17 protein-coding genes and 1 riboswitch are annotated in these 24158 nt (G+C 61.9%); of the genes, 11 read left to right on the forward strand and 6 right to left on the reverse strand.

The genetic code is table 11. The features are described 5' to 3' along the window. Positions 1 to 11 precede the first annotated feature (11 nt). From N4J17_RS02885 to N4J17_RS16560, 6 genes are all read right to left on the reverse strand, one after another. Positions 12 to 1766 (reverse strand): S8 family peptidase, encoded by a 1755-nt coding sequence (locus N4J17_RS02885; protein WP_198324070.1) that lies wholly within the window; start codon positions 1764 to 1766, stop codon positions 12 to 14. A 93-nt stretch (positions 1767 to 1859) separates the two neighbouring features. Next, positions 1860 to 4115 carry an alpha/beta hydrolase family protein gene (locus N4J17_RS02890; protein WP_198324069.1) on the reverse strand — a complete coding sequence of 752 codons (2256 nt, stop codon included), beginning with the start codon at positions 4113 to 4115 and terminating at the stop codon, positions 1860 to 1862. A 108-nt stretch (positions 4116 to 4223) separates the two neighbouring features. Further along, complete coding sequence (locus N4J17_RS02895) at positions 4224 to 6080, reverse strand: InlB B-repeat-containing protein (protein ID WP_198324068.1); 1857 nt, start codon at positions 6078 to 6080, stop codon at positions 4224 to 4226. Positions 6081 to 6182: 102 nt separating this feature from the next. Next, positions 6183 to 7445, reverse strand: a complete 1263-nt coding sequence (locus tag N4J17_RS02900) for a TolB family protein (protein ID WP_198324067.1) — start codon at positions 7443 to 7445, stop codon at positions 6183 to 6185. Between the two features lie 98 nt (positions 7446 to 7543). Further along, positions 7544 to 8281, reverse strand: coding sequence for a pentapeptide repeat-containing protein (locus tag N4J17_RS02905; protein WP_232470717.1), 738 nt, complete (start codon positions 8279 to 8281; stop codon positions 7544 to 7546). 162 nt (positions 8282 to 8443) lie between these two features. Continuing rightward, a complete protein-coding gene (locus tag N4J17_RS16560) occupies positions 8444 to 8650 on the reverse strand; it encodes a pentapeptide repeat-containing protein (protein ID WP_232470719.1) in 207 nt (68 codons plus the stop codon). 386 nt (positions 8651 to 9036) lie between these two features. Here N4J17_RS16560 and N4J17_RS02910 point away from each other — a divergent pair, with 386 nt between their 5' ends. The 11 genes from N4J17_RS02910 (at position 9037) to N4J17_RS02960 (ending at position 24158) form a co-directional block, all read left to right on the forward strand. Beyond that, positions 9037 to 10134, forward strand: coding sequence for a helix-turn-helix domain-containing protein (locus N4J17_RS02910; RefSeq protein ID WP_277458154.1), 1098 nt, complete (start codon positions 9037 to 9039; stop codon positions 10132 to 10134). Further along, positions 10094 to 11605, forward strand: coding sequence for a F0F1 ATP synthase subunit alpha (locus tag N4J17_RS02915; RefSeq protein WP_198324064.1), 1512 nt, complete (start codon positions 10094 to 10096; stop codon positions 11603 to 11605). The genes N4J17_RS02910 and N4J17_RS02915 overlap by 41 nt, the downstream gene beginning before the upstream one ends. Further along, positions 11602 to 12429 (forward strand): F0F1 ATP synthase subunit gamma, encoded by an 828-nt coding sequence (locus N4J17_RS02920; RefSeq protein WP_198324063.1) that lies wholly within the window; start codon positions 11602 to 11604, stop codon positions 12427 to 12429. Before N4J17_RS02915 ends, N4J17_RS02920 begins: the two co-directional genes overlap by 4 nt. Positions 12430 to 12774: 345 nt before the next feature. Continuing rightward, positions 12775 to 14193, forward strand: coding sequence for an acetyl-CoA carboxylase biotin carboxylase subunit (locus N4J17_RS02925; RefSeq protein WP_198324062.1), 1419 nt, complete (start codon positions 12775 to 12777; stop codon positions 14191 to 14193). A gap of 19 nt (positions 14194 to 14212) precedes the next feature. Continuing rightward, the gene (oadA, locus tag N4J17_RS02930; RefSeq protein ID WP_198324061.1) at positions 14213 to 16018 is read left to right on the forward strand and encodes a sodium-extruding oxaloacetate decarboxylase subunit alpha; all 1806 of its coding nucleotides are present in this window, start codon (positions 14213 to 14215) and stop codon (positions 16016 to 16018) included. Positions 16019 to 16415: 397 nt separating this feature from the next. Further along, complete coding sequence (locus N4J17_RS02935) at positions 16416 to 17501, forward strand: AI-2E family transporter (RefSeq protein ID WP_232470716.1); 1086 nt, start codon at positions 16416 to 16418, stop codon at positions 17499 to 17501. Between the two features lie 173 nt (positions 17502 to 17674). After that, on the forward strand, positions 17675 to 19489 hold the full coding sequence (ftsH, locus tag N4J17_RS02940) for an ATP-dependent zinc metalloprotease FtsH (RefSeq protein ID WP_198324060.1): 1815 nt from the start codon (positions 17675 to 17677) through the stop codon (positions 19487 to 19489). A gap of 40 nt (positions 19490 to 19529) precedes the next feature. After that, positions 19530 to 20063, forward strand: a complete 534-nt coding sequence (locus tag N4J17_RS02945; protein ID WP_198324059.1) for a hypothetical protein — start codon at positions 19530 to 19532, stop codon at positions 20061 to 20063. Then, positions 20045 to 20392 carry a hypothetical protein gene (locus N4J17_RS02950; protein WP_198324058.1) on the forward strand — a complete coding sequence of 116 codons (348 nt, stop codon included), beginning with the start codon at positions 20045 to 20047 and terminating at the stop codon, positions 20390 to 20392. The genes N4J17_RS02945 and N4J17_RS02950 overlap by 19 nt, the downstream gene beginning before the upstream one ends. 108 nt (positions 20393 to 20500) lie before the next feature. After that, positions 20501 to 20597, forward strand: a riboswitch (TPP riboswitch). Between the two features lie 64 nt (positions 20598 to 20661). Next, positions 20662 to 22536 carry a phosphomethylpyrimidine synthase ThiC gene (gene thiC / locus N4J17_RS02955; protein WP_232470715.1) on the forward strand — a complete coding sequence of 625 codons (1875 nt, stop codon included), beginning with the start codon at positions 20662 to 20664 and terminating at the stop codon, positions 22534 to 22536. Between the two features lie 8 nt (positions 22537 to 22544). Then, positions 22545 to 24158, forward strand: coding sequence for a cytochrome P450 (locus N4J17_RS02960; protein ID WP_198324057.1), 1614 nt, complete (start codon positions 22545 to 22547; stop codon positions 24156 to 24158).

Genomic DNA, 24158 nt, shown 5'->3' on the forward strand with positions numbered 1-24158 from the left:
CGATCTCGACGTCACTGCAGGTCTTGCACAGCCTTGACGGCCGCATGGGCATCGACGATACCCGCCCCGCACAATCCCTGAAGGTCAGTCGCGCACCGGCTGCCTTCCGGGAATGGACGGGCTGTGGCCATAAGGATTTCCCTGACCGTCTGGGGGTTCAGCCTGCCTGCCGTGTCCGCCGCCAGCATCAACGACACCACGCCCGAGACCACCGGCGCCGCCATGCTCGTTCCCTGCTCCCAGCCGTATTTCATCCCGCCGGCCGCGGGACGTTTCTTGCTGGCATTGACGGTCGAAAGTATCCCGTATGAATCGCTGTCGGCGGTTTCCCCGCCGGGCGCGGCCACGGCAACCTGCACGCCGAAGTTGCTGTAATCGGCCAGGTTGCCGTCTGGGCGGACGGAAGCCACGGCGATGATGCCATGGCAATCCGCCGGCTCCTTGTTGGCGGTGTCCTCGCCCTCGTTGCCGGCCGCGACCACCACCACGGCATTGCGCGACAGCGCATAGTCGATGGCTGCCTGGTAAGAGTCCGAACAGGGGCCGTCACCGCCCAGACTCAAGTTGATCACGCGCGCAGGCAGTGGATTGGGCTCAGTGCCGGGCACGTCCGGCCGCCCCGCTGCCCAATGGATGCCGTCCGCGATGTCCGCATCGTCGCCTCCGCAGGCCGCGAGCACACGGACGGGTATGATCTTCGCGAACCAGTCCACCCCGCTGATGCCCCGGCCGTTGTCCGTCGCCGCCCCGACCGTTCCTGCGACATGACTGCCGTGCCAGGAGCTGGCTTGCGCTTCCGAGCCCTCACCACAGTAACCCGCCCGCCGCCAGTCGCCCTCATCCTTGGGCCGGGGATCGCGTCCGTTACCGTCACGCGCCAGTTTGGCATCGCTCACCAGGTCCCAGCCGACGATGGCAGTACGGTCTTCGCCCGCGAACACCAACCGGCTTTTCAGATCGGGATGCGTCGGCTTGAACAGAATCCCGGAGTCCACCACCGCCACCGCGACCTCCGGCGAACCGCGCGTCAGCTCCCAGGCCGCCTGAACGTTCGCCGAACCGGCCTGAGCCCCATCGCCACTGTGCAGATGCCATTCCTTCTTGAACTTGGGATCGTCGGGCACGACGGTCCTGGCGTACTTCATCCGGATCGGATCGGCATACACCACTTCCGCCGCTGCTTCCAGCTTCCGTTCGATCTCTCGGGCTTCGATTTCGTCGACCGGACGGGCCAGCCGGTACACTTTGGCGCCGGTCGTGGCCCGCGAGGGCGCCAGCCCGATACCGGCGATGGCCGCCAGTCGCGCGACATCGGCTTCCACGGTCTCGCCGTCTCCGCTCTTCAGCTTGACGATGAATTCCCTAATCGCCAGCCGGACCTCCGCGGCTTTGGCCTGCTGCCGGGAAGACCGCACCGGCTGGCCGCCTTCGCTTTCCGCCCATAGCACACCCTCCGCGGCCCCCATGCGCCGCACCGCCGCCTGAACATCCGCGCTGGAGATACCGGAGGGAAACTCGAGGATCTGCGCACCGGTGCGGGTATTGCCGCTCCATGTCAGCGCGACGCCGGTGGCCGCCCGCCACTGGCCCAGCAAAGCCGGATCGGCCGGACGGGGCGCTTGCGTCCCCACGTCCGCCTTCAGCATGACGATGGCCCTGGCCGGTGCATCCGCCGCCCAAGCATTGGGAGGCGCGGCTCCCAGCAGCAAAGCTGCCAGCGCGGCCGCAACAGTGACAGAAGGATCGTGAATACGCGTTTTCGTCATTCCTGCACTCCAGACAATACAAAATTTTGCCGTCCGTCGATTAATCAGCACAACGCCGCTGTACCCGAGGCACCGGCTAAACGTACTGTCTGTCTATCGATCCTGCCCCAAATAATAGCGAAACCAGGCAATTTGCTCCTGCGCCTGATACAACGCGTTCTTGGGCTCGTGAATGCCATGACCCTCGCCGTTGAATTCCACCATTCGAGCCGGCGTGCCTCGGCCCGAGATGCCCGCGTAGAAGTTCGCCGCGATGCCGACGGGCAGAAAATCCTGACTGCCGTGGAAAACCAGCGTGGGGGTCACCACGCGAGCGGCTTGATAAACGGGGGAATCCGCGCGGTACTTCCTCAGGTTCTGATAGGGGGTTTTCCCTTCCAGAAAAGCTATGAACGCGGCATAGCCGGAGGCAAATTCGGTGGGAATGTCGAGGAGGCTGCAAGCCGGATTGGCCGCGGCGTAAAGACCGGGATGCCGCGCCACGCTCTGGCTTGCAAAATAGCCGCCGTAGGAACACCCTGAAATTCCGACCCGCTGTTTGGAAGTGTAGCCTTTGGCCACCAGCCTACGCACGAACTGGGCGGCCTCATCGATATCTATCCGGCCGAAGTTGCGGCCGTTTGCCAGATCGAACCATTGTTTTTCTCCCCAGCCCGGACGCATCTGTAAAGGCAGCACCAGAACGGAAATGCCGAAGTTGGGCAACAAATTGAAAGGCGACTCGGCGACGGCGCTCCAACTGTTGATCATCTCGCCGCCGGGGCCTCCCTGCTGCCACAATACCATCGGAACATTCCGAGGGGGAAATTCCGTTCCGGCAGGTTGGATGAGATAGGCCGAGCGCTGCACGCCGCTTTTGACAGGGAGCGAAATCGTATGAGCCTGAACGGAATTCTGCGCCTTCGCCTGGGCATTATCTGCCGTCAAAGCGGTCATGGCAGATCCATCCAGGCTCATCCGGTATAACTCCGGTGGATCGACAAAGGAGCTGTGAGCGAACACCAGCCGCTGCCGAGCGGCGGTAGCCCAGACCGTCCCATATTCCCCTTCCGCGGCGCTGATCTTTTCGAGCACTCCACTCCCCGTGCCATACCGATAAAGCTGAACGCTCAAACCATCGACAGTCGGAAACAGGACATCCTGTGAGGAAAGATAAAATGGCTGTTGCAGATAGCTGCCGAGCTCCGGCTTATCCAGTCTGGCGATCGGATTCAGCGTCGCATCATAGAATTTATAAACCGTATAGCCTTTTTCCGGATAATAGATCGGATATTTGCGTCCGCGCAGGCTTACCGGCGGCTCTGCAAGCGCCATGAACGAGGCGCCGTCCGGACTCCATGACAGGCCTTTGAAGATATCGCCACCGCTCTGTCCGGCAAGAAGCTGTGAATGCTTCGATTCCTTCAGGTCGAAAATTTCTACCGCATTTTCCTGGACAAATGGATTATCTGCGGGATCAAGCTGTCCCAAAGCCGACCGGGTCAGCACATCAATTACACTTTCCCTGCCTCGCGAGCTTTCGACGGGGATGATGGTCCGAACGAATCCCAGCTTGCTGCCGTCTTGGGACGAGGCATAGGGCGTCACGGCACCGAAATCGTACAACGCCGTACCTGCCGGCAAAGTGAGGAGCGGGTGCTTTTTCCCCGTCGACAAATCGAAAATGGAGTAGGTTACCCCCTCGCTCGCCACCATGAAGCGGGGGCTGCCCTCGCCCTCGGGGGTGTATAGCCCTAATGGCGCCTTGACGTCGAATGGATCGACACCCGTCGCCGAGGAACGCGGGACTGAAACCTTCCCCGAAATCGCCGTGTCGGGTTTGGCCATCGACAGCAAAAGCCGGCCATCCGGGGAAAGGCTCGCCGGGGTATCGCCAGCATTCAGCAATAACGGACTCCGGGAAATTTTACCGGTTATAGAGTCGACTCGAAGCAACACCCATGGGGTCTCCCCGGCCTCTCCTTTCGCCCAGGTCAATATCTCAGTTCCATTTGCCCAACGTAATGCTTTAGAGCCGTCCAGGACCGGTGGTTGTGTTCCTCCGAAGCCCACCGGGGTAAAACCGCCTGTCTCGATATCCAGAAAACCTAATGCATCTTCATTATTTGGGCGCAAAACCAAGGCAACCCTTCCGGCCGGATCGATACCGCTGAGCACACGAGGCGCGGCTGCGGCTTGAAGTATTCGGATTTTTTCGACTTCTTCCGCGGAAAGTAAATCGCGCGGCACCTCGTCCACGCCTACGATCAGCCTTTCATCAGGCTGGCCGGGAGGCATGGCACCGAGCGCGCTTATCGATGAGAAACCAACGAAAGAGACAAAAATGATGAGTCCTGCATAGCGGGCCATGATAGCTTCCTTCAATAGCTTTGCTGGCGATAGTACGGAATTACCTTTCAAACGGTATTCCCCTGTCTATGTGGAATACCTGGCAAGTCATTTTCAATTCCGTTGGGCTCAGTTCCTTGGATAGGTATCGAATTTCGCGCCAACCCGCTTGCTCTCGCCCATCTTCACCACGCAGGTTGTCTTCTTGCCAAAACAGGCGCCACTCCAACCCTTGAAGCGGGAGCCCTCGCCCGCTGCTGCCGTCAACACCACTCGAGCCCCTTTCTCGAAACTGGCAAAGGTGGCCCGGCAATCTTCCCTGCAGGACAATCCGGCGGGTTCGCTGTGGATGGTTCCGGTGCCCTTGCCCTTCTTTATCAATTGCAGGGTCTTTGTCTTGGCACTGGCAGGGCGGAACGAGACGCTTGCGGTCTTGTTGGATTTCATGGTCAAGGTACAGGATTCTTTCGGAGGCCCTATCCACTGCCCGCAGTCGCCCGACCAGCCGCTTATCACTTGGCCGGAACCCGGCTTGGCGAACAAAAAGACATAGCTGCCCTCCTCGAAGGCGGCGTTACAGACCGTCCCGCAATCGATGCCCTCCGGTGAGCTGGTGACGGTCCCTTCGCCCGACTTGGCTACGGTGATGGTGTAGGTGCGCGGCTGGGGGTTGTCGCTACCTCGTTTGCTTTGAACGATGCCGCCGTTCAACCACACCGCGGTGACGTTGCCAGCATCATCAGCGACGACTTGTGGAAACGCGCTGGCTGTTCCCGCCTCGGCGAGTTGGGTGACGCCCCCCCAGCTTCCCGACGCGTAACGGGCACTTTGGACGCTCACGCCGCGATCGTCGACGCGCTCCCAAACGACCGTCACCGTCCCCGCGCTGTCCGAGGCCACCTTTGCCGAGGGCAAACCTCGCTCCCCCCAGGTCTCGAGTTTGCCCGCGACGCCGATGTCCACGGCGCTGCTCCAGCCTTCATTGCCGAAGCGGGCACTCTGGATGACCAAATCGGTACCCACCTTGGCACCCCAAACCGCGGTAACGTTGCCGGTTCCGTCAACCGCAACTTGCGCCTTGGCAGCTTGAGTGCCTGCATTACTCAGATCTATCGGGGCAGTCCAGGCGCCGGCACTGAATCTGGCGCTCTGGACGGTCCGTTCCGCAGCGCTGGCCAGTTCCCAGACCACCGTGACATTGCCGTCCGAGTCCGTTGCCACGTTCGGCCGCCTTGCATCTTTTCCCGGGACGCTGATTTCGACGGGAGCAGTCCAATGTCCCTCGCTGAACCGGGCACTTTGGATGGTTACGCCGCCGTCACCCCCGCGTTCCCATACTGCAGTCAGGTTTCCCTTGGCATCCGCTGCCACTTGAGGAAACGCCGACCCTGCACCGGCATCTCCCAGGTCGACGACGCCCTCCCAGGTCCCTCCGATCGACCGCGCGCTTTGGATAGTGCTTCCGCGCTGCCACACGGCCGTGACGTTGCCGCTTGCGTCCCCGGCCACAGCGGGAAACCGCGCATCCAGGCCAGGGGCGCTGAGGCCGGTCGGGCCGCTCCAGCTGCCGTTGCTGAACCGGGCGGTCCGGATCGCCCAATGCTCGCCGGTTTTCGACTCCCAGACGGCAGTCACGGCGCCAGCCGGCTCCGCCACGGCACGGGGCTGCCAATTGCTGCCCGTGCCATCGATATCGACGCCCCCGCTCCAGCCGCCGGTGCTGAAGTGGTTGCCCTGCAGGATCGTAGCCTCGTTCGAATTGTCGAGCCCCCACACGACGGTCACATTGCCGCTCGCATCCACCGCTGCCGCGGGATTGCGAGCGATCCGGCCCCCGGCGCTGAGATCGACGATCTGATCCGACCACGACCATTCCGCCAGCGCGCGCGCTGGGAAGCAAACAAGATTTGCCAGGACGCCCAGGGCGCACAAAAACGGAATGGCGGAGCGCCCAGTGGAGCGGACTTCGCTTTCAATACGGAACATAGGCAAGGCACGGTCTCCGAATGTTGATGGCTCAAAGGGTGAAACTTGCTTCGTCGCGGTGGATGGGGAGGCGGGAGATATCCCTCCTGTCACCTCCCTAATCTATCGGCACCACCCCGATGCCAACCGCCGGACATAGACATCCGGATCGCCTTTACCGTCGGCGTTCGGCGTCAGGCCCGGGGCGTCGGAGGTGAAAACCACGGCACTGCCGTCGGCGCTGATGACGGGGAAAAAACCCGCACCGCGCGCCTCCTTGCCCTTGCCGCTCACGCTTACACGGAGCGTCTTGCGGGTCTGCCGGTCATGGACAAACACATCCTCATCGCCATTGCCATCGTCCGGCACCAAATTGGTGGCCTTGCTCTGGAAGGCGACGCAGCGTCCGTCGGCAGTGACGCTGGCATAATCGCTGTCGCCGTCGGCTTGGCCACCATCGGTGGCGACACTGACCCGTTCGCTGATACCGGTTTCGAGGTCTCGCAGGAAAATGTCTCGTTTGCCGTTACTGTCGCCCGCAACCAGGTTGGACGCGGAGGAAACGAATCCAACGTAGCGGCCTCCGGCGCTGAAGACAGGGCCATAGCTGGGAGCGTTGCCCTGCTCGCCCGTCGAAGACTTGCTGATACGCGTAGTCTCACCGCTGACCAAGTCGCGCAGGAAGATGTCGCTGACCCCGTTGCTGTCATCGGCAACCAGGTTCGTCGCCTCGGACATGAAGACGATGCGGCTGCCGTCGCCATTCAGGCTGGAGAGGGAGCTTATGCCGTCGCCTTGCTCGCCGCTGCTCGCGATGCTGACAAGCTGGATGACTCCACCGGCACCGCGGAGAAACACGTCAGGGAGACCATTGCTGTCACCGTTCACCAGATTGCTCGCCGACGATGCCCAGCTTACGACCCGGCCATCGCCGCTGACCGCCGGATACAGGCTGTCGCCGTCGGCGCCCGCCGCTGTAGCAGGGACGGAGAGGCAGAGGGGTCGCGTTTCCCGTTCCAAGGCATCCTGCCGAAAAATATTCGTGACGCCCGGAACGGCGCAAGCCGGATCGATATCCGCCGCATCGGAAGCGAACACCACCACCGAGCCATCGCCGCTGATCGCGGGAAAAAGACTGTTGCCGGTGGCCTGTTGTCCTTCACCATTCCGGCTAATCAACCTGCGATGGGCAGCGTCATCCTCCCACCGGAAAATCTGATCGCGCTGCTGTTCGCCGCGCTTCCGAACCACATTGGTGATGTAGGCCACACGGCTTGCGTCCGCGCTGACCGAAGGCAGGCCGCTGGTCCGTACGGGCGGACTGACGGCCTTGAGGGTCGGCACGGCGGCCTCGGCAACCCCTCCCGACAGCAGCGCCACCAGCACGCAGAGCGGCAAGACAGGATTCGAGTCAACACGGCCGCTGTAGCCAAGGCGATTAATCATACTGGATCTCCAAACAGGCCAAGTACTCAATACCAATCTCAACGGCAAGGTCCGTGCTTTTTATTGGGACAGATCGTCGACCCTGTCGTGATAGCAGCCGCAAGATTAGCGCCCTTCGCTCCGGAAAGGTCGGCTCCATTCAAATCCGCGCCGTATAAATTCGCACTAGATAAGTCCGCATTGGACAGATTAGCCCGCGACAGATCGGCCCTGCGTAGGATAGCTCCGCTCAAATCCGCCCTGGGCAGATTGGCAGACTCCAGGTTCCCCATACTCAGGTCGACACCAGCCAGATCCGCACCAGGCAAGTTGGCCTTCCACAGATCCTTTTTAAAATCAATAAGGGACGCTTCGGGGGCCCACGCAGGGCCGTCCAAACGAATCAAGATATTGCCTTGCGTCGCCATCGCCCAGTTCTGCTTATTCATCACACGCCACACCCCGTCACCTACCCAACGCAACTCCACGACGGGAGGAAAATCAAGGGTTTTCCATCCCCACCAATTATAATATATCTCTAGCCTCGCCGTTTGCTCCTTGGAGCAGCCCAATTCATCCAGGTCGAAGGTGCGATATTGTTCAACTGGGATATCGCCGGCATTAAGTTCTTTGTCACAGCCTTTCAGTGCGAAACTGGCAACAAACCATCCGTAGTTTGTTACTGTCACCGAAGCGGGCTGAGCCTCGGCGGCAATCGAAAGCAGCAAACACATGCCGAGTTTAATGATGCCTGCCAGAAACCGCTGCTGTAACGTGATAGTCGGGTTATTCAGCATATATCTCCTACCATATCCTCTGACAAACTCATGACAGTCTCCGATTGCCAACTGGAAAACTCGCAGATCGTCGGCATGATCCATCGATCCCATCCGGGCAGAAAGAGGGATCGCTATGGCATTATTTCGAATGTTTAATATTTTGCGAGCAACGTCGCCTGTCTACTGAACCGGACAATTTGCATTATTCGCCGAACCATCGGGCATCCGGGTCCGGCAGAAAATCTCTCCGGTCAGGCGGGAGCCGGCCAGATTCGCCCGCTCCAGCTCGGCCCCCGTCGGGTTGGCTTTCGACAGATTCCGGCCGGACAAATCGGCGCAGTTGCATCGCGCATTGGGCTCGAGTCTGCCAACCGGCGGTGTCGGCATCGCAGCCTTCACCGCGGCATAGGCATCCACGATCCCCGCTCCGCACCATCCCTTGAGGTCGGTGGCGCAACGCGAACCTTCCGGAAACGGCCGCTTGGATGAAATCCGCCGCCAGCCTGTTCATTGCAAATCCTGTTTTCCCGAAAGGCAGTGACCCGGTGATGTTACCGATGACACCTTGGCGTTTCGTGAAATCCAATGTGCCAGCGCGTTCGAACGCCAATATCGCGTCCAGGCCGACATCGTAGATAAAATCGAGGCACTCGTTTTTACTCTACGTCCACGATTTGTTGCCGCAAAGTCCACAAGGCTGGCGGCCCGCTTTCGTACCAAAGCCACGGGGGAGCCAATTCGAATGCGCATGATCCAACGGTCCGTCGCCAGCGATGAAAAAGCACCTGCGCCAAGAGGGCAATGACTTGAAGGGCGAATCAGAAAAACTTCCGGACACCGTCCCGATCGCCCGCTTCGATCTGGACAATGTTCCAGCAGAAGACCGCTTTTCGATCTGGAAGGAGAGTATTTCCGTCATTTTCGACGTGGAACGGGAGGTCGACGGAGGCTCCGCGCCGTTTGCCGCAACGCTGACGACCTGTCATCTCGGCTCCATGCTGCTGGTGGATACGTCCAGCATCGGGCAGTACTTTCAGCGCAAATCGCCACTGATCGCGCGCGACGGGCTGGACCATTGCATCATCCAGGTTTACCAAAACGGCACGACCCGCGGCGAATGGGGGAAAAGACACAGTACCGTACAGCCGGGCGACGTCTTCCTGCTCGACTTGACCCAGCCGCTGGATTCCTGCGCCAGCGATTTCCGCAATCTGACGCTGATGCTGCCGCGTGATTTGCTGGCGCCTCATCTTGGCGCGCCCGAGCGGCTGCATGACCTCTCGCTGGCCCGTGACTCGGCCCGCGGACGCCTGTTAGGCCAGCACATCCGCACGCTGTGGGAGGTCGCGACGACGCTGAGTTCCGACGAGGCCCACTGCATTTCACAGGGACTGGTCCAACTGATCGGTGCCTATTTCGGCGAAGGCCGGGTCGAGGAAGACCGTCCGGAAACCGGGGCCGCCTTGCTGGAGACGGTACGCCGCCATATTGCGGATCATCTGGGCGATCCCCGGCTGACGCCGGAATCCCTGGCGGCGTACTTCCGCGTGTCGCGTTCCTACCTGTATTCCCTGTTCCAGCCACTGGGAGGAATCACCCGCCATATCCAGCAGCAACGGCTGCGGCGCGCCTACCTGGAGCTGACCAGACCAAGCACCCGGCCAAGACGGATCAGCGAGATCGCTTACCGGGTGGGCTACCGTAACGAGGCGCATTTCAGCAGAAGCTTCCGTCACGCCTTCGGCATGAGTCCGAGCGAAGCCCGGTCCATCGCTCTGCAGGACATACGCTATACTGCCCGACATCAAGATCACCCCATCGATCGCCGCCATGAGCGCTGGGTCAGAGAACTCAATGCCCCCGATTTCTGAGCCGGCTTCCCTGCCTAGGAAAAAGGTTCGCATGGGCGACTACAAGCTCCGGCTGCGCATCGGCGAATACGGCACGGTAACCTCCGTCGGCGACGGCATCGCCTGGGTGACCGGCCTGCCCTCGGCGGCGATGGACGATGTGCTGATGTTCGAGGACGGGAGCTGGGCCGTAGTGTTCGCCCTGACCAAGAAGCGCATCGGCGCCGTGCTGCTGCACCAGACCGAAAGCCTGACCGCCGGCACCCCAGCCCGTCTGACCGGCAGAACGCTCGATCTGCCGGTCGGGGAGGCACTGCTCGGACGGGTGATCGACCCGATCGGGAATCCGCTGGATGGGGGGCGTCCCTTGGAATCACGCAGCCGTCACCCGCTTGACAGCCCCTCGCCCCCCATTATTGCACGCGACTTCGTGCAGCAGCCGCTCTACACCGGCAGCCGCTTGGTGGACACCCTGGTACCCATCGGCAAAGGCCAACGCCAGCTCATCATCGGCGATGAGGGAACGGGGCGCAGCAGCCTGGCGATCGATGCGGTCCTCAACCAGAAGGGCCGTGAGGTACGCTGTGTCTACGTGCTGATCGGCCAGAAGCGATCCGCCGTGGTCGGCACCATCCGGCTACTGCAAAACTATGGCGCGCTCGCTTACACCACGATCGTGGTGGGGGAAGCCGGCGCCCTGCCTGGCCTCAAGTACTTGGCCCCCTTCGCCGGTTGCGCCATCGCCGAAAGCTGGATGGCACAGGGACACGACACTCTGGTGGTCTACGACGACCTGAGCACCCATGCCCAGACCTATCGCGAACTGTCGCTGCTGCTGCGGCGCCCGCCGGGGCGCGAGGCCTACCCCGGCGATATCTTTTACCTCCATGCCCGGCTGCTGGAGCGCGCCACGGCACTGAACCCAGCCAACGGCGGCGGCAGCATGACGGCACTACCCATCGTTGAGACCCGCCTGGGAGAAATCGAAGCCTACATCCCCACCAACCTGATCTCGATCACCGACGGCCAGATCTACCTGGACCCCGATCTGTTCGCCGCGGGCTTCAAGCCAGCCATCGACGTCACCCGCTCGGTCTCCCGCATCGGCGGCAAGGCCCAGCACCCACGCATCAAGGAAGAAGCGGGACGGATGAAACTGGACTACCTGCAATTCCTGGAGTTGGAGATCTTCACCCGGTTCGGGGCGCGACTGGAAAGCGGGATGGAAACCCGCATCAGGCGCGGGCGTCTGCTCCGGGAAATCCTTCGGCAGGAGCGCCTGCAGCCGCTGCCCCCGGAGTTCCAGCTCGCCTGGATGACCGCCTACAACGAGGGGCTGCTGGACGCCCTGCCTCCCGGCAGGGTTCAAACCACCTTGAGCGAACTGAACGTCGCCCTCCGGAGCGGCTCGCCGGCGCTGGAGGCCTCGCGCGCCGACTGGCTGCAATGGCTGAGGCAGAATCTGCCCGCGCCGCAACAGGGCCCGCCATGAGCCGACGCCACGCCCTCCGGCGGCGGATGAAGGCGCTGGGCGAAATCGCCGGCATCCTCGATTCGATGCGCACGCTGGCCGTGATCGAAAGCCGCCGGCTGACGCGTTCCGTGGAATGCCAGCGTCATTTGGAAACGGCGCTGCGGGGCATCGCCGAGGAGCTGATGAGTCATCATCCGGCGCTGACACCCGTCGAGCCGCCGAACACTGCATGGCTTGTATTGGGCTCCGAGCGGGGCTTCTGCGGCGACTTCAATACCCGTCTGCGCACCGCCCTGGAACAGCGGCGGTCCGTCGGCGAGCCGGTGATCGTCGTGGGTAGCCGGATCGGCGCCGAACTTTCCCAGGAGGTCGGTTGCGAGAGCCAACTGCCCGGTCCGCTCACGGCGGATGAAACCGCCGAACGGCTCCCGGCCTTGATCGACGCCGTCAACCGGCTCCTCGAAAGCCGGGGTCCTCGGCGGATCATCGCTCTCCACCATGCCGATGATGCGGAAACGGTATTGGAAACACGGATCGTACCGCCTTTCGGCAAAGCCTCCGCTCTACCCGGCAACCCGTTCCCGCCATTGCTGTACCAGGCGCCGGACACAGTGTTCCACCACATCGTTGAACACTATCTGTTCGCCGTCATGCACTGGCTGCTGGATCGCTCATTGTTGAGCGAACACCAGTATCGGATCCGCCACCTCGACGGGGCCACCCGCCGTATCGAAGACACTCTGGACACCTTGCGCTCGGCCAACAACCGGCTGCGCCAGGAGGAGATCACGGAGGAGCTGCAGGTCATCCTCCTTGGCGCCGAGGCACTGAGTCCGGTCTGATCCGGTTTTCCCGTATCAAAACCTCACCGGCGGCGGGAGTAAAGTTCAGGTGCTTCGCCACCGCCTCGAACAGTGTCAACTAACGCCGACTCAAATGCATGATCATTTATCTGAGCTAATCATATCGATTAAAACAATTGAGTTTTCTCAATGACTGCCTGCGTTAATATGAGATGCTTTCGGCCATCAGCACCAAGAACTTCTCTTAGAGCCTTACAAGCCGTTCACATTGTCCACATCCGGAACGACGCGGAACGCTTTTCAAGTCCTGTTCCGGTCGGTCTTGGACTTTCACCGTCTGCCGGCCAGGCCCGGATGACCGGATCGTTCATGGAGAGATGAGGAATGATCAAGAAAATTCTGATCGCCAACCGCGGCGAAATCGCAGTCCGCATCGCCCGCGCCTGCGCGGAGATGGGCTTACGCTCGGTGGCCATCTTTTCCGAGGCCGATCGCTTCTCCCTGCATGTAAAAAAAGCCGACGAAGCCTATTGCATCGGCAGCGAGGACCTGGCCGGCTATCTGAATCCACACCGCATCGTCAATCTTGCGATAGAAACCGGTTGCGACGCGATCCATCCAGGCTACGGCTTCCTGTCGGAAAACCCGGAACTGGCCCGGATCTGCACTCTGCGCGGGGTCCGTTTCATCGGCCCGGACGCTCGGGTGATCCGCCTCATGGGTGACAAGACCGAGGCGCGCCGTGCCATGATGCAAGCCGGTGTGCCGGTCACGCCGGGCAGTGCCGGCAATGTCGAGAACCTCGACGAGGCATTGAAGGAGGCGGAGCGCATCGGTTACCCGATCATGCTCAAAGCCACCTCCGGCGGCGGCGGGCGCGGCATCCGCCGCTGCAACGATAAAAAAGAGCTCAAGGCCAACTACGAAAGGGTGATTTCCGAGGCGACCAAAGCCTTCGGCTCAGCCGACGTGTTCATTGAAAAGTGCATCGTGAATCCACGTCACATCGAGGTGCAGATCCTGGCTGACCGCCACGGCAACGTGGCGCATCTGTTCGAGCGCGACTGCTCCATCCAGCGCCGCAATCAGAAACTCATCGAAATCGCCCCCTCGCCTCAGCTCACGCCCGAGCAGCGCGCTTGCATCGGCGAACTGGCGGTGCGCGCCGCCAGGGCAGTTAACTACGAAAATGCCGGCACTGTCGAATTCCTGCTCACCGCCCAAGGTGAATTCTATTTCATGGAGATGAACACCCGCATCCAGGTGGAACACACCATCACCGAGGAAATCACCGGGATCGACATCGTCAAGGAACAGATCTGTATCGCCGAGGGCCAGCCGCTCAGCTTCACCCAGGAGGAGGTGCAGCCGCGCGGCTATGCCATCCAGTTCCGCATCAACGTGGAAGACCCGAAGAACGACTTCCTCCCCAGCTTCGGCCGCCTCACCCGCTATTACGCGCCGGGCGGGCCGGGGGTGCGCACCGATACCGCCATATATACCGGCTATGAAATCCCGCCGCACTACGATTCCATGGTCGCCAAGGTCATCGTCTGGGGACGCACCTGGGCCGAGACCGTCGCCCGCGGCCAGCGCGCCCTCAACGACATGATGATCGGTGGCGTGCGCACCACCATCCCCTTCTACCAGGAAATCCTCGATCACCCGGACTTTCAGGCCGGCCGGTTCGACACCGGTTTTTTGGCCGCTCATCCGGAATTGACCCATTACTCCCTCAAGCGCAGCCCGGAAGAAACCACGCTCGCCATCGCCGCCGCCATCGCCGCGCATGTGGGATTCTGAAGATATCGGAGATCACTCGATGAGCAAGGTTTACATCACCGACACCATCCTCCGCGATGCCCACCAATCCCTCATCGCCACCCGCCTGCGCACCGAGGACATGCTACCGGTCTGCCCGCAACTGGACCGGATCGGCTTCTGGTCCCTGGAGGTCTGGGGCGGTGCCACCTTCGACGCATGCTTGAGATTTCTCAAGGAAGACCCTTGGGAGCGCCTGTGCAGGCTACGGGAGGCTCTGCCCAACACACGCCTGCAGATGCTGTTGCGTGGCCAGAACCTGCTCGGTTACCGCCATTACCCGGACGACGTGGTGCGCGAGTTCGTGCGTCTGGCCGCACGCGAGGGCATCGATGTGTTCCGCGTGTTCGACGCCCTCAACGACATCCGCAACCTCAAGATGGCGTTGACCGCCGTCAAGGAACAGGGCAAACACGCGCAGGGGACGATCTGCTACACCATAAGCCCGGTGCACACCACTGCTCTGTATGTGAAGCTGGCTAGCGAAATGGTGGACATGGGCGCGGACAGCATCGCCATCAAGGACATGGCGGGCCTGCTGACGCCGCATGCCACTTCCGAACTGGTGCGGCACTTACGCGAACACGTCGACGTGCCCTTGTTCCTGCACAGCCACGCGACTGCCGGCCTGGCCGAGATGTGCCAGCTCAAGGCGATCGAAGCCGGCTGCCGGCACATCGACACCGCCCTGTCGGCCTTTGCCGGCGGCACCAGTCACCCGCCCACGGAAAGCATGGTGGCGGCGCTGCGCGGCACCGAGCACGACACCGGCCTGGACCTGGACGCACTGCAGGAAGTCTCGGCCTATTTCGCTCAGGTGCGCAGGAAATACCGTCAGTTCGAAAGCGAATTCACCGGGGTGGATACGCGGGTCCAGGTCAACCAGGTGCCGGGCGGCATGATGTCCAATCTGGCCAAACAACTGGAGGAACAGGGCGCCTTAAACCGTATCCACGAAGTCTTCGCGGAAATTCCCCGGGTCCGGCGCGATCTGGGGTATCCGCCCCTGGTCACGCCCACCTCGCAGATCGTCGGCACGCAGGCGGTGTTGAACGTCATCACCGGCGAGCGTTACAAGACCATCACCAACGAAGTGAAGCGTTACCTGCAGGGTGGCTATGGCCAGCCGCCGGCGCCGGTCGACGCCGAACTCAAGCGCAAGGCTATCGGTCATGAAGCCGTGATCGAAGCGCGTCCGGCCGACCTGCTCGAGCCGGAGCTGGATGGCTTGCGCGAAGAGATCGGCGATCTGGCCGGGCGAGACACCGACGTCATGTCCTTCGCCCTGTTTCCCGAGATAGCTAGAACCTTCCTCGAGGAGCGCCGCGAAGGCCGGTTGAACCCCGAACCGCTCATACCGCCCTCGCCCATCGGCACCGCCCCGTGCGGGGAGCGTTTCGCGCCCACTGAGTTCAAAGTCTCGGTGCATGGCGAAACCTATGACGTGCACATCACCGGGGCCAACATCGGCGACCAGCGCCATCGGCGCTTTTACATCACCCTGGACGGCGTGCCCCAGGAAATCGATCTGGAGGTACTCTCAGGCTACCAGCGCGAACCCCAGGCCGGTCAGCGCCCGGTGCCGAGCAAACCGGGCGACGTGGTCACCACCATGCCCGGTAACATCGTCGACATCCTGGTGAAACCGGGCGACCAGGTCCAGGCCGGCGACGGCGTGCTGGTCACCGAAGCCATGAAGATGGAGACGCAGATCCAGGCCCCCATTGCCGGGACCGTGACCCGCATCCACGTCAGCAAGGGCGAGCGCGTCAACCCCAACGAGGTGTTGCTGGAAATCGAACCATGACGTCGAGCGACGCTCCGCCCCCATGCAGCCTCCCACGGGACGGAGATGCCCGGACTCCGCGAGCCATTTGGTCCCCCGGACCGGCCCCGCCTTCCCGAAAAAGTCCGATCTCATTACCGGGTCCCGTCCACTCTTTTGCAGAGTTACCATAGCCAGGAAGCCTGGTGACAGCCTCGAACGGGCCAGCGCTCGAGACCAGCATCCAGGCAGACCGCGCGCGACGGGGCCATCATTCCTAGCCGCCGCGCTGCACGCTTCCGAACCCGAGGGATATCGCCCAATCTGTCGCCGAATGCACATCACCGGTCAGGTGTCCCGCTTTCCGGCTCGAACCTTGCCGTCTTTCGTCCACCGGCCGCGACATCTGGCAGGCCCTGGCACCTGAACCACCCGACACATGAATCGAAGCCTCCGCCTGATCACGATAGCCTTGATGCTCGCTGGTCTGGCCGGCCTGACCTATGCGGTCATGCGGCCCTTCCTGGTTCCGATCGGCTGGGCGGTCTTTGTGTCCTACGTCGCCTGGCCGCTGCATGTCTGGTGTCGGAAACGGTTCGAAGGCCGGGAATCCCTTGCGGCCCTGGTGACAACGGCGCTGCTGGGATCGGTGGTACTGGCACCCCTGATCTGGCTCGCCTTCTTGCTGCAAGGCGAAGTATTGGAACTGATCCGCTCCTTCCCCGACTGGCTGGAACAAAAGCCCAGGCTGCCCGATTTCGTCTCGCATATCCCTTATTTCGGCGATGAACTCCAGGCCGTGGTCGACCAGTTCGAAGACCTGCACGGCCTGCTGAAACGACATGCCCCCGAGTGGGTGCGGCGCCTCGGATCCCCTCTGCTCGGCATCATGACCACCCTGGTACAGAACGCCACTGTATTGATCATGACGTTGTTCACGCTGTTTTTCCTGTTCCGCGACGGCTTGCAATTGGCTACGGAAGTCCGACAGATTTTCACGCGGGTACTCGGTGAACGGCTTAAAGGGTATTTCGCGACGGTCGAAGCGACGGTCAAGGCCGTCCTCTACGGCATCGTCCTGACCGCGCTGGCGCAGGGCTTCCTGGCCGGGCTGGGCTACTGGGCAGTCGGCGTGAAAGCGCCGATCGTGCTCGGGATCGTGACCACCTTCGTCGCAATGATCCCGTTCGGGACGCCATTCGCCTGGGGCTCCATCAGTATCTGGCTCTTATTGCAGGGCGAAACCTGGGCAGGCATCTCCCTCGCCCTTTGGGGTACGCTGGTGATCAGCTGGATCGACAATATCATCCGTCCCCTGGTGATCAGCAGCGCTACACACATACCGTTCGTGGTGGTGATGTTCGGAGTGCTGGGAGGACTCGCCAGCTTCGGCTTCATCGGCCTGGTCTTGGGACCGGTGATCCTGGCGATGGCGCTGGCGGTGTGGCGGGAATGGCTGCAGTTGCAGAGGACGGAATTTCGTGGAAATGATGAAAACGACACGTCTACACATGGCTATCTCTAGAAATTCAGAAGTACCTGCTATTTTCAACCGCCCAAGCGGTGGAAAATGATCGCCAAACTCAAACGTCATTTGGGTCTGGCGAGGAGATGAATCGCGCGGCTGACGATTCATCCTTATCCCCTGAAGATCACGCGGGCCGCCGAAAGATGGCCGGGAATTCACCGGATTCGTTCATGAACAAGCAAACGCAGTTCAATCTCTGGTATTTCATGCTCGCCTTGATGGCGGTCATCTATCTGCACGAGCTTTGGGTCGCCAGGCAAGAGGTGGAGCACATCACCTACAGCGAGTTCCAGCAGGCGCTGAAAAACGGCGAGATTGAGGAAGTTCAGATTTTCAGCAACACCGTCCGGGGCACTTTCAAACAGCCCAGACCCGGCGGTCAGATACAATTCGTCGCGGTCCGGGTCGAACCCGAGCTCGCCAAGGAATTGGAGCAATACGACGTGAAGTACGGCGCGGTGGTGGAAAGCACCTGGCTGCGCGATCTGCTTTCCTGGATCATTCCGGCGCTGGTGTTTTTCTCCATCTGGATGTTCGTGATGCGCCGGTTCGCCGAGCGCATGGGCGGCGGTAGCTTCCTCTCCATCGGCAAGAGCAAGGCCAAGGTCTATATGGAGACCGACACCAAGGTGAGCTTCAACGATGTGGCGGGAGTGGACGAGGCCAAGGAAGAGTTGCAGGAGGTCGTTTTGTTCCTGAAACACCCTAAGGACTACGGCCGCCTGGGCGCCCATGTGCCCAAGGGCGTGTTGCTGGTGGGGCCGCCCGGCACGGGCAAAACCCTCTTGGCGCGCGCCGTCGCGGGTGAAGCGGGGGTTCCTTTCTTTTCCATCAACGGCTCGGAATTCGTCGAGATGTTCGTTGGCGTCGGCGCCGCCAGGGTGCGGGATCTGTTCGAACAGGCCCGGCAACAGGCGCCCGCCATCATTTTCATCGACGAGCTGGACGCCCTCGGCCGGGCGCGCGGAGCTTTTCCGGGCATGGGCGGACATGACGAGCGGGAACAGACCCTCAATCAGCTGCTTTCGGAGATGGACGGATTCGACCCCAGCGTGGGCTTGATCCTGCTCGCCGCCACCAACCGTCCCGAGATTCTCGATCCCGCCCTGTTGCGCGCGGGCCGCTTCGATCGCCAGGTGCTGGTGGATCGGCCCGACAAGAGCGGCCGGGTGCAGATCCTCAAGGTGCATCTGAAAAAAGTGCGGCTCGCCGAGGATGTGGATCCGGAAAAGATCGCCGCCCTGACGCCAGGCTTTTCCGGAGCGGAACTCGCCAATCTGGTGAATGAGGCCGCTGTGCTGGCCACGCGAAGGGCGGCGAACGCCGTATCCCTGGACGATTTCACCCAGGCGGTGGAGCGGATCGTGGCCGGCTTGGAGAAGAAGAACCGTTTGCTGAACCCGCTGGAGCGCAAGATCGTCGCCTACCACGAGATGGGACACGCCTTGGTCGCCCTGTCCCTGCCCGGCGTGGATCCAGTCCACAAGATTTCCATCATTCCCCGCGGTATCGGCGCCCTGGGCTACACCATCCAGCGGCCCACCGAGGACCGTTTCCTCATGACGCGGGACGAGCTGGAAAACAAGATGGCGGTACTGTTGGGAGGGCGGGCTGCGGAGCGGATCGTGTTCGGACATCTGTCCACCGGCGCTGCCGACGATCTTGCCAAGGTCACCGACATTGCGCGCAGCATGGTGATGCGCTATGGGATGTACGAGAAGCTGGGGCACGTCACCTATGAAGCCGAACGGCCGACCTTTCTCGGCGGTCCTGCAGTTCCGGATATGCGGCGCGGATTCAGCGAGGAAACCGCGCGGGAGATCGACTGCGCGGTGAGGGAAATCGTGACCGGGGCCTTCAAGACCGCGACATTGATTCTTGAACAAAGACGGGAGAGTCTCGAACGTGGCGCCAAGCTCCTGCTCGAAAAGGAGACGCTGGTCGAGGAAGATCTGGCACCATTACGATTATCGCCGCCGGAATGACGAGCTGGGCTTTGGCGAAAAGAGGTCGGAAGGCGATTTCATGCCGGTACTCGTGACAGGGGGGATGCGCGGCGGCGCCTGTGGGGTTTGCTGCTGGCCGCCCTCGCACTGGCAGTGGCCGTCACCTTCCTGCCGCCCTTGGCTCAGCCCCAAAGCTATCATCGCTTCGCCGATACTCGGGCTGCCCAACTTTCTCAACGTGGTCTCCAACCTGCCTTTCCTCCTGATGGCGATGCGGGGCTTGGCCACCCTGCGCCGGCCTCGACCCGGCGCTTTCGTCAAAGGTAGGGAGCGGCTGCCCTGGGCGGTATTTTTCCTGGGCCTGGCAGCGACGGGTTTCGGCTCGGCCTGGTATCACCTGGCCCCGAACAACGCCGTGCTATTCTGGGATCGCCTGCCCTTAAGTCTGTGTTTCGGTGCGCTGATCGCCGAACGCGTGAGTATCCGTGCCGAGTTGGCGCGGCTTGTCCCCCTGGCCGCCAGCGGCACCGTGCTGCACTGGCCAGGGGAGCCGAAAACGTGCCGCCCTATTGCGCTTTTCAGGCCGGGACGATCGTGGCCGCTGTGCTCGTGATACGTTTTTTTGCGCCAGTCTACACCCGTGAGGCGGATCTCTTACGGGCGGCGATGCTCTACGCCTCAGCGGTATTGACCGAATACTTCGATCCGGCCCTCTTCGCCATCGGGGGAATGGTCAGCGGGCGCACTCTGAAGCATCTCTTGGCCGCGTTCGCCATTTATCAACTGGTGCCCATGCTGCGCGCGCGCCGCCCTATTTCTGGAACATCCCCATGCATCCCTGGAACGCCTCGATCAAGGGGATGTCCGCGACTGAGCCCAATGGCAGGAAACCGGGCCCAGCAATTGCCCCTTTGTGCGATCGCCATGATCGTCGGCTTGTGAGGTCGATCTATCAAAAAACAGCGCGAGTGGTTTCCGCCGGCGCCCGCCGGAATTCCCCTCCGGACGGAAAGCTTGAAATCCCCCCTTCGATGCATTACCGTGAGCGATCCGTAAGGCTGGGGGTGCCTGGCAATTGCCGGGCTGAGACACACCCTTCGAACCTGATCCGGCTGATACCGGCGTAGGGAAGCTGAGCTTTCGAGCTGTTCGAAGAACCCGATCGACATCCTCCCCCGCGCGCCTTATCCGTGTCCAACCAGGAGCCAGCGATGAGCGCGATCCCCCAAGAATTCCTACACGAAGCAGTCACTGCCAAAAAAGCTTCCGTCCAGCCGTTCGCGGCCTCGGAAAAAGTTTACATCCAGGGTGGCCGCCCAGACCTGCGCGTCCCAATGCGCAAGATCAGCCAGTCGGACACGCCCACCAGCACGGGCCGGGAAAAGAACCCGCCAATCTACGTCTACGACACCTCCGGCCCCTATACCGACCCGAGCGTCTCGGTCGATCTGCGTCAGGGGCTGCCCCCGTTGCGTGAGAACTGGATCGTCGAGCGCGGCGATAGCGAGCTGCTCGACGGCCCGAGTTCGAGCTACGGTCGCGCCCGTCAGCACGAGCCGGCCCTCGCGGCCCTGCGCTTCGAGCATATCCGCAAGCCTCGCCGGGCCAAGGCAGGCGCCAACGTCACCCAGATGCACTACGCGAGGCGGGGCCTCATCACGCCGGAGATGGAATTCGTCGCCATCCGCGAGAACCAGCGGCTGGAGGCCTTAGCCGACCTCTACAAGTTCCAGCATCCCGGCGAAGCCTTCGGCGCGGCCATCCCCAAGGTCATCACCCCCGAATTCGTGCGTGACGAGGTGGCGCGCGGGCGGGCCATCATCCCGGCCAACATCAACCACCCCGAGTCCGAGCCCATGATCATCGGGCGCAACTTCCTGGTGAAGATCAACTGCAATCTGGGCAACTCCGCCGTCACCTCTTCGATAGAAGAGGAAGTCGAAAAGATGCTGTGGGCCATCCGCTGGGGCGGCGACACGGTGATGGATTTGTCCACCGGCAAGCACATCCACGAGACCCGCGAGTGGATCATCCGCAACTCACCCGTACCCATCGGCACGGTGCCCATCTACCAGGCCCTGGAGAAGGTGGACGGCAAGGCCGAGGAGCTGACCTGGGAAATCTTCCGCGACACGCTGATCGAGCAAGCCGAACAGGGCGTGGACTATTTCACCATCCATGCCGGCATCCGCCTGCCCTTCATCCCGCTGACGGCGAAGCGCACCACCGGCATCGTCTCGCGCGGCGGTTCCATCATGGCCAAATGGTGTTTGGCCCATCACAAGGAGAGCTTCCTCTACACCCACTTCGAGGACATCTGCGAGATCATGAAGGCCTACGACGTGGCTTTCTCCCTGGGCGACGGCCTCAGGCCCGGTTCCATCGCCGATGCCAACGACGAGGCCCAGTTCGCGGAACTGCGTACCCTCGGCGAGCTGACCCAGGTCGCCTGGAAACACGACGTGCAAGTCATGATCGAAGGGCCGGGCCACGTGCCCATGCACCTGATCAAGGCCAACATGGACGAGCAGTTGAAACACTGCCACGAGGCGCCTTTCTACACCCTGGGGCCTTTGACCACCGACATCGCGCCCGGCTACGACCACATCACCTCGGCCATCGGCGCGGCCATGATCGGCTGGTACGGCACGGCCATGCTGTGCTACGTCACGCCCAAGGAACACCTGGGTCTACCCAACAAGCAAGACGTGCGCGACGGCATCATCGCCTACAAGATCGCCGCCCATGCCGCCGATCTGGCCAAAGGCCATCCCGGCGCCCAGGTGCGTGACAATGCCCTGTCCAAGGCCCGCTTCGAATTCCGCTGGCAGGATCAGTTCAACCTGTCGCTCGATCCCGAGAAGGCCCTGGAATTCCACGACGAGACCCTGCCCCAGGAAGGCGCCAAGCAGGCCCATTTCTGTTCCATGTGCGGCCCGCACTTCTGCTCCATGAAGATCACCCAGGATGTGCGCGACTATGCCCGCGAACACGGTCTGGACGAGGCGCAAGCCCTGGCTAAAGGCATGGAAGAAAAATCGGACGAGTTCGTAAGGTCCGGGGCCGAGGTCTACCGGCGCACTTGATCGCGACGATGCGCCCTCTCCCGTCGAACACACCGCCGGTCAAACCAGGCGGCCTGCCTTTGCTGGGCCATATCCTGGAATTCGGCAAGAACCCGCATGCGTTCATGATGGCCCTGCGGCGCGACTTCGGCGACGTCGCCGAGTTCCGGATGTTCCATCAGCGCATGGTATTGCTCACCGGCAGCAAGGCCAGCGAGGCGTTCTACCGGGCGCCGGACGACGTACTCGACCAGGGGCCGGCCTACAAGATCATGACCCCGATCTTTGGCCGCGGCGTGGTGTTCGACGCCTGCATCGAGCGCAAGAACCAGCAATTGCAGATGCTGATGCCGGCCCTGCGCGATAAGCCGATGCGCACCTACTCCGAGATCATCGTCGCCGAAGTCGAGGCCATGATCCGGGACTGGAAGGATGCCGGCACCATCGACCTGCTGGAGCTCACCAAGGAACTCACGATCTACACCTCCAGCCACTGCCTGCTGGGCGCGGAGTTCCGCCACGAACTGAACACCGAATTCGCCGGTATCTACCGTGATCTGGAAATGGGCATCCAGCCGATCGCCTATGTCTTCCCCAACTTGCCACTGCCGGTTTTCAAACGTCGCGACCAGGCGCGGGTAAGGCTGCAGGAACTGGTGACCCAGATCATGGAGCGGCGCGCCCGATCGCAGGAGCACAGCACCAACGTGTTCCAGATGCTGATCGACGCCAGCTACGACGACGGCAGCAAACTGACACCCCACGAAATCACTGGGATGCTGATCGCCACCATCTTCGCCGGCCACCATACCAGTTCGGGCACCACCGCCTGGGTGCTGATCGAGCTGCTACGGCGCCCGGAATACCTGCGCCGGGTGCTGGAGGAGATCGACGCCCTGTTCGAAACCCATGGCCAAGTCACTTTTGAATCCCTTCGGCAGATGCCGCAACTGGAAAACGTCATCAAGGAAGTGCTGCGGCTGCATCCGCCGCTGATCCTGCTGATGCGCAAAGTGATGAAGGATTTCGAGGTCCAGGGGATGCGCATCGAGGCGGGCAAGTTCGTTTGCGCCGCACCTTCGGTCACGCACCGGATTCCCGAGCTGTTCCCCAACCCCGAACTGTTCGATCCCGACCGCTACACCCCGGAACGGGCCGAGGACAAGGACCTGTACGGCTGGCAGGCCTTCGGCGGCGGCCGCCACAAATGCTCGGGCAATGCCTTCGCGATGTTCCAGATCAAGGCCATCGTCTGCGTTCTACTGCGGAACTACGAGTTTGAGCTGGCCGCAGCCCCCGAAACCTATCAGGACGACTACAAGAAAATGGTGGTCGAACCGGCCTCACCCTGCCAGATCCGCTACCGTAGGCGCGACGCGCCGGGCGCCGTGGATGCGAAGGCGGGCGCCAGCGAGGCTAATGCCCACGTCATCCGCGGCGCTTTCCGGGTGACCGTCGACTGGGATCTATGCAAGGGTCATGGCAACTGCATGGCCGAAGCACCGGAGATTTTCCAGGTCGACGAAGACGGCCGCCTGACGCTGCTCAATGAGACGCCCGCTCCTATCCTGGCCGGGAACGCCCAGGCTGCGGAAAAATTTTGCCCAGCACGGGCGATCAAGATCCTGCCGCTGGACGCTTAA

It is taken from the genome of Methylococcus capsulatus, from assembly GCF_036864975.1.
Taxonomy (GTDB): domain Bacteria; phylum Pseudomonadota; class Gammaproteobacteria; order Methylococcales; family Methylococcaceae; genus Methylococcus.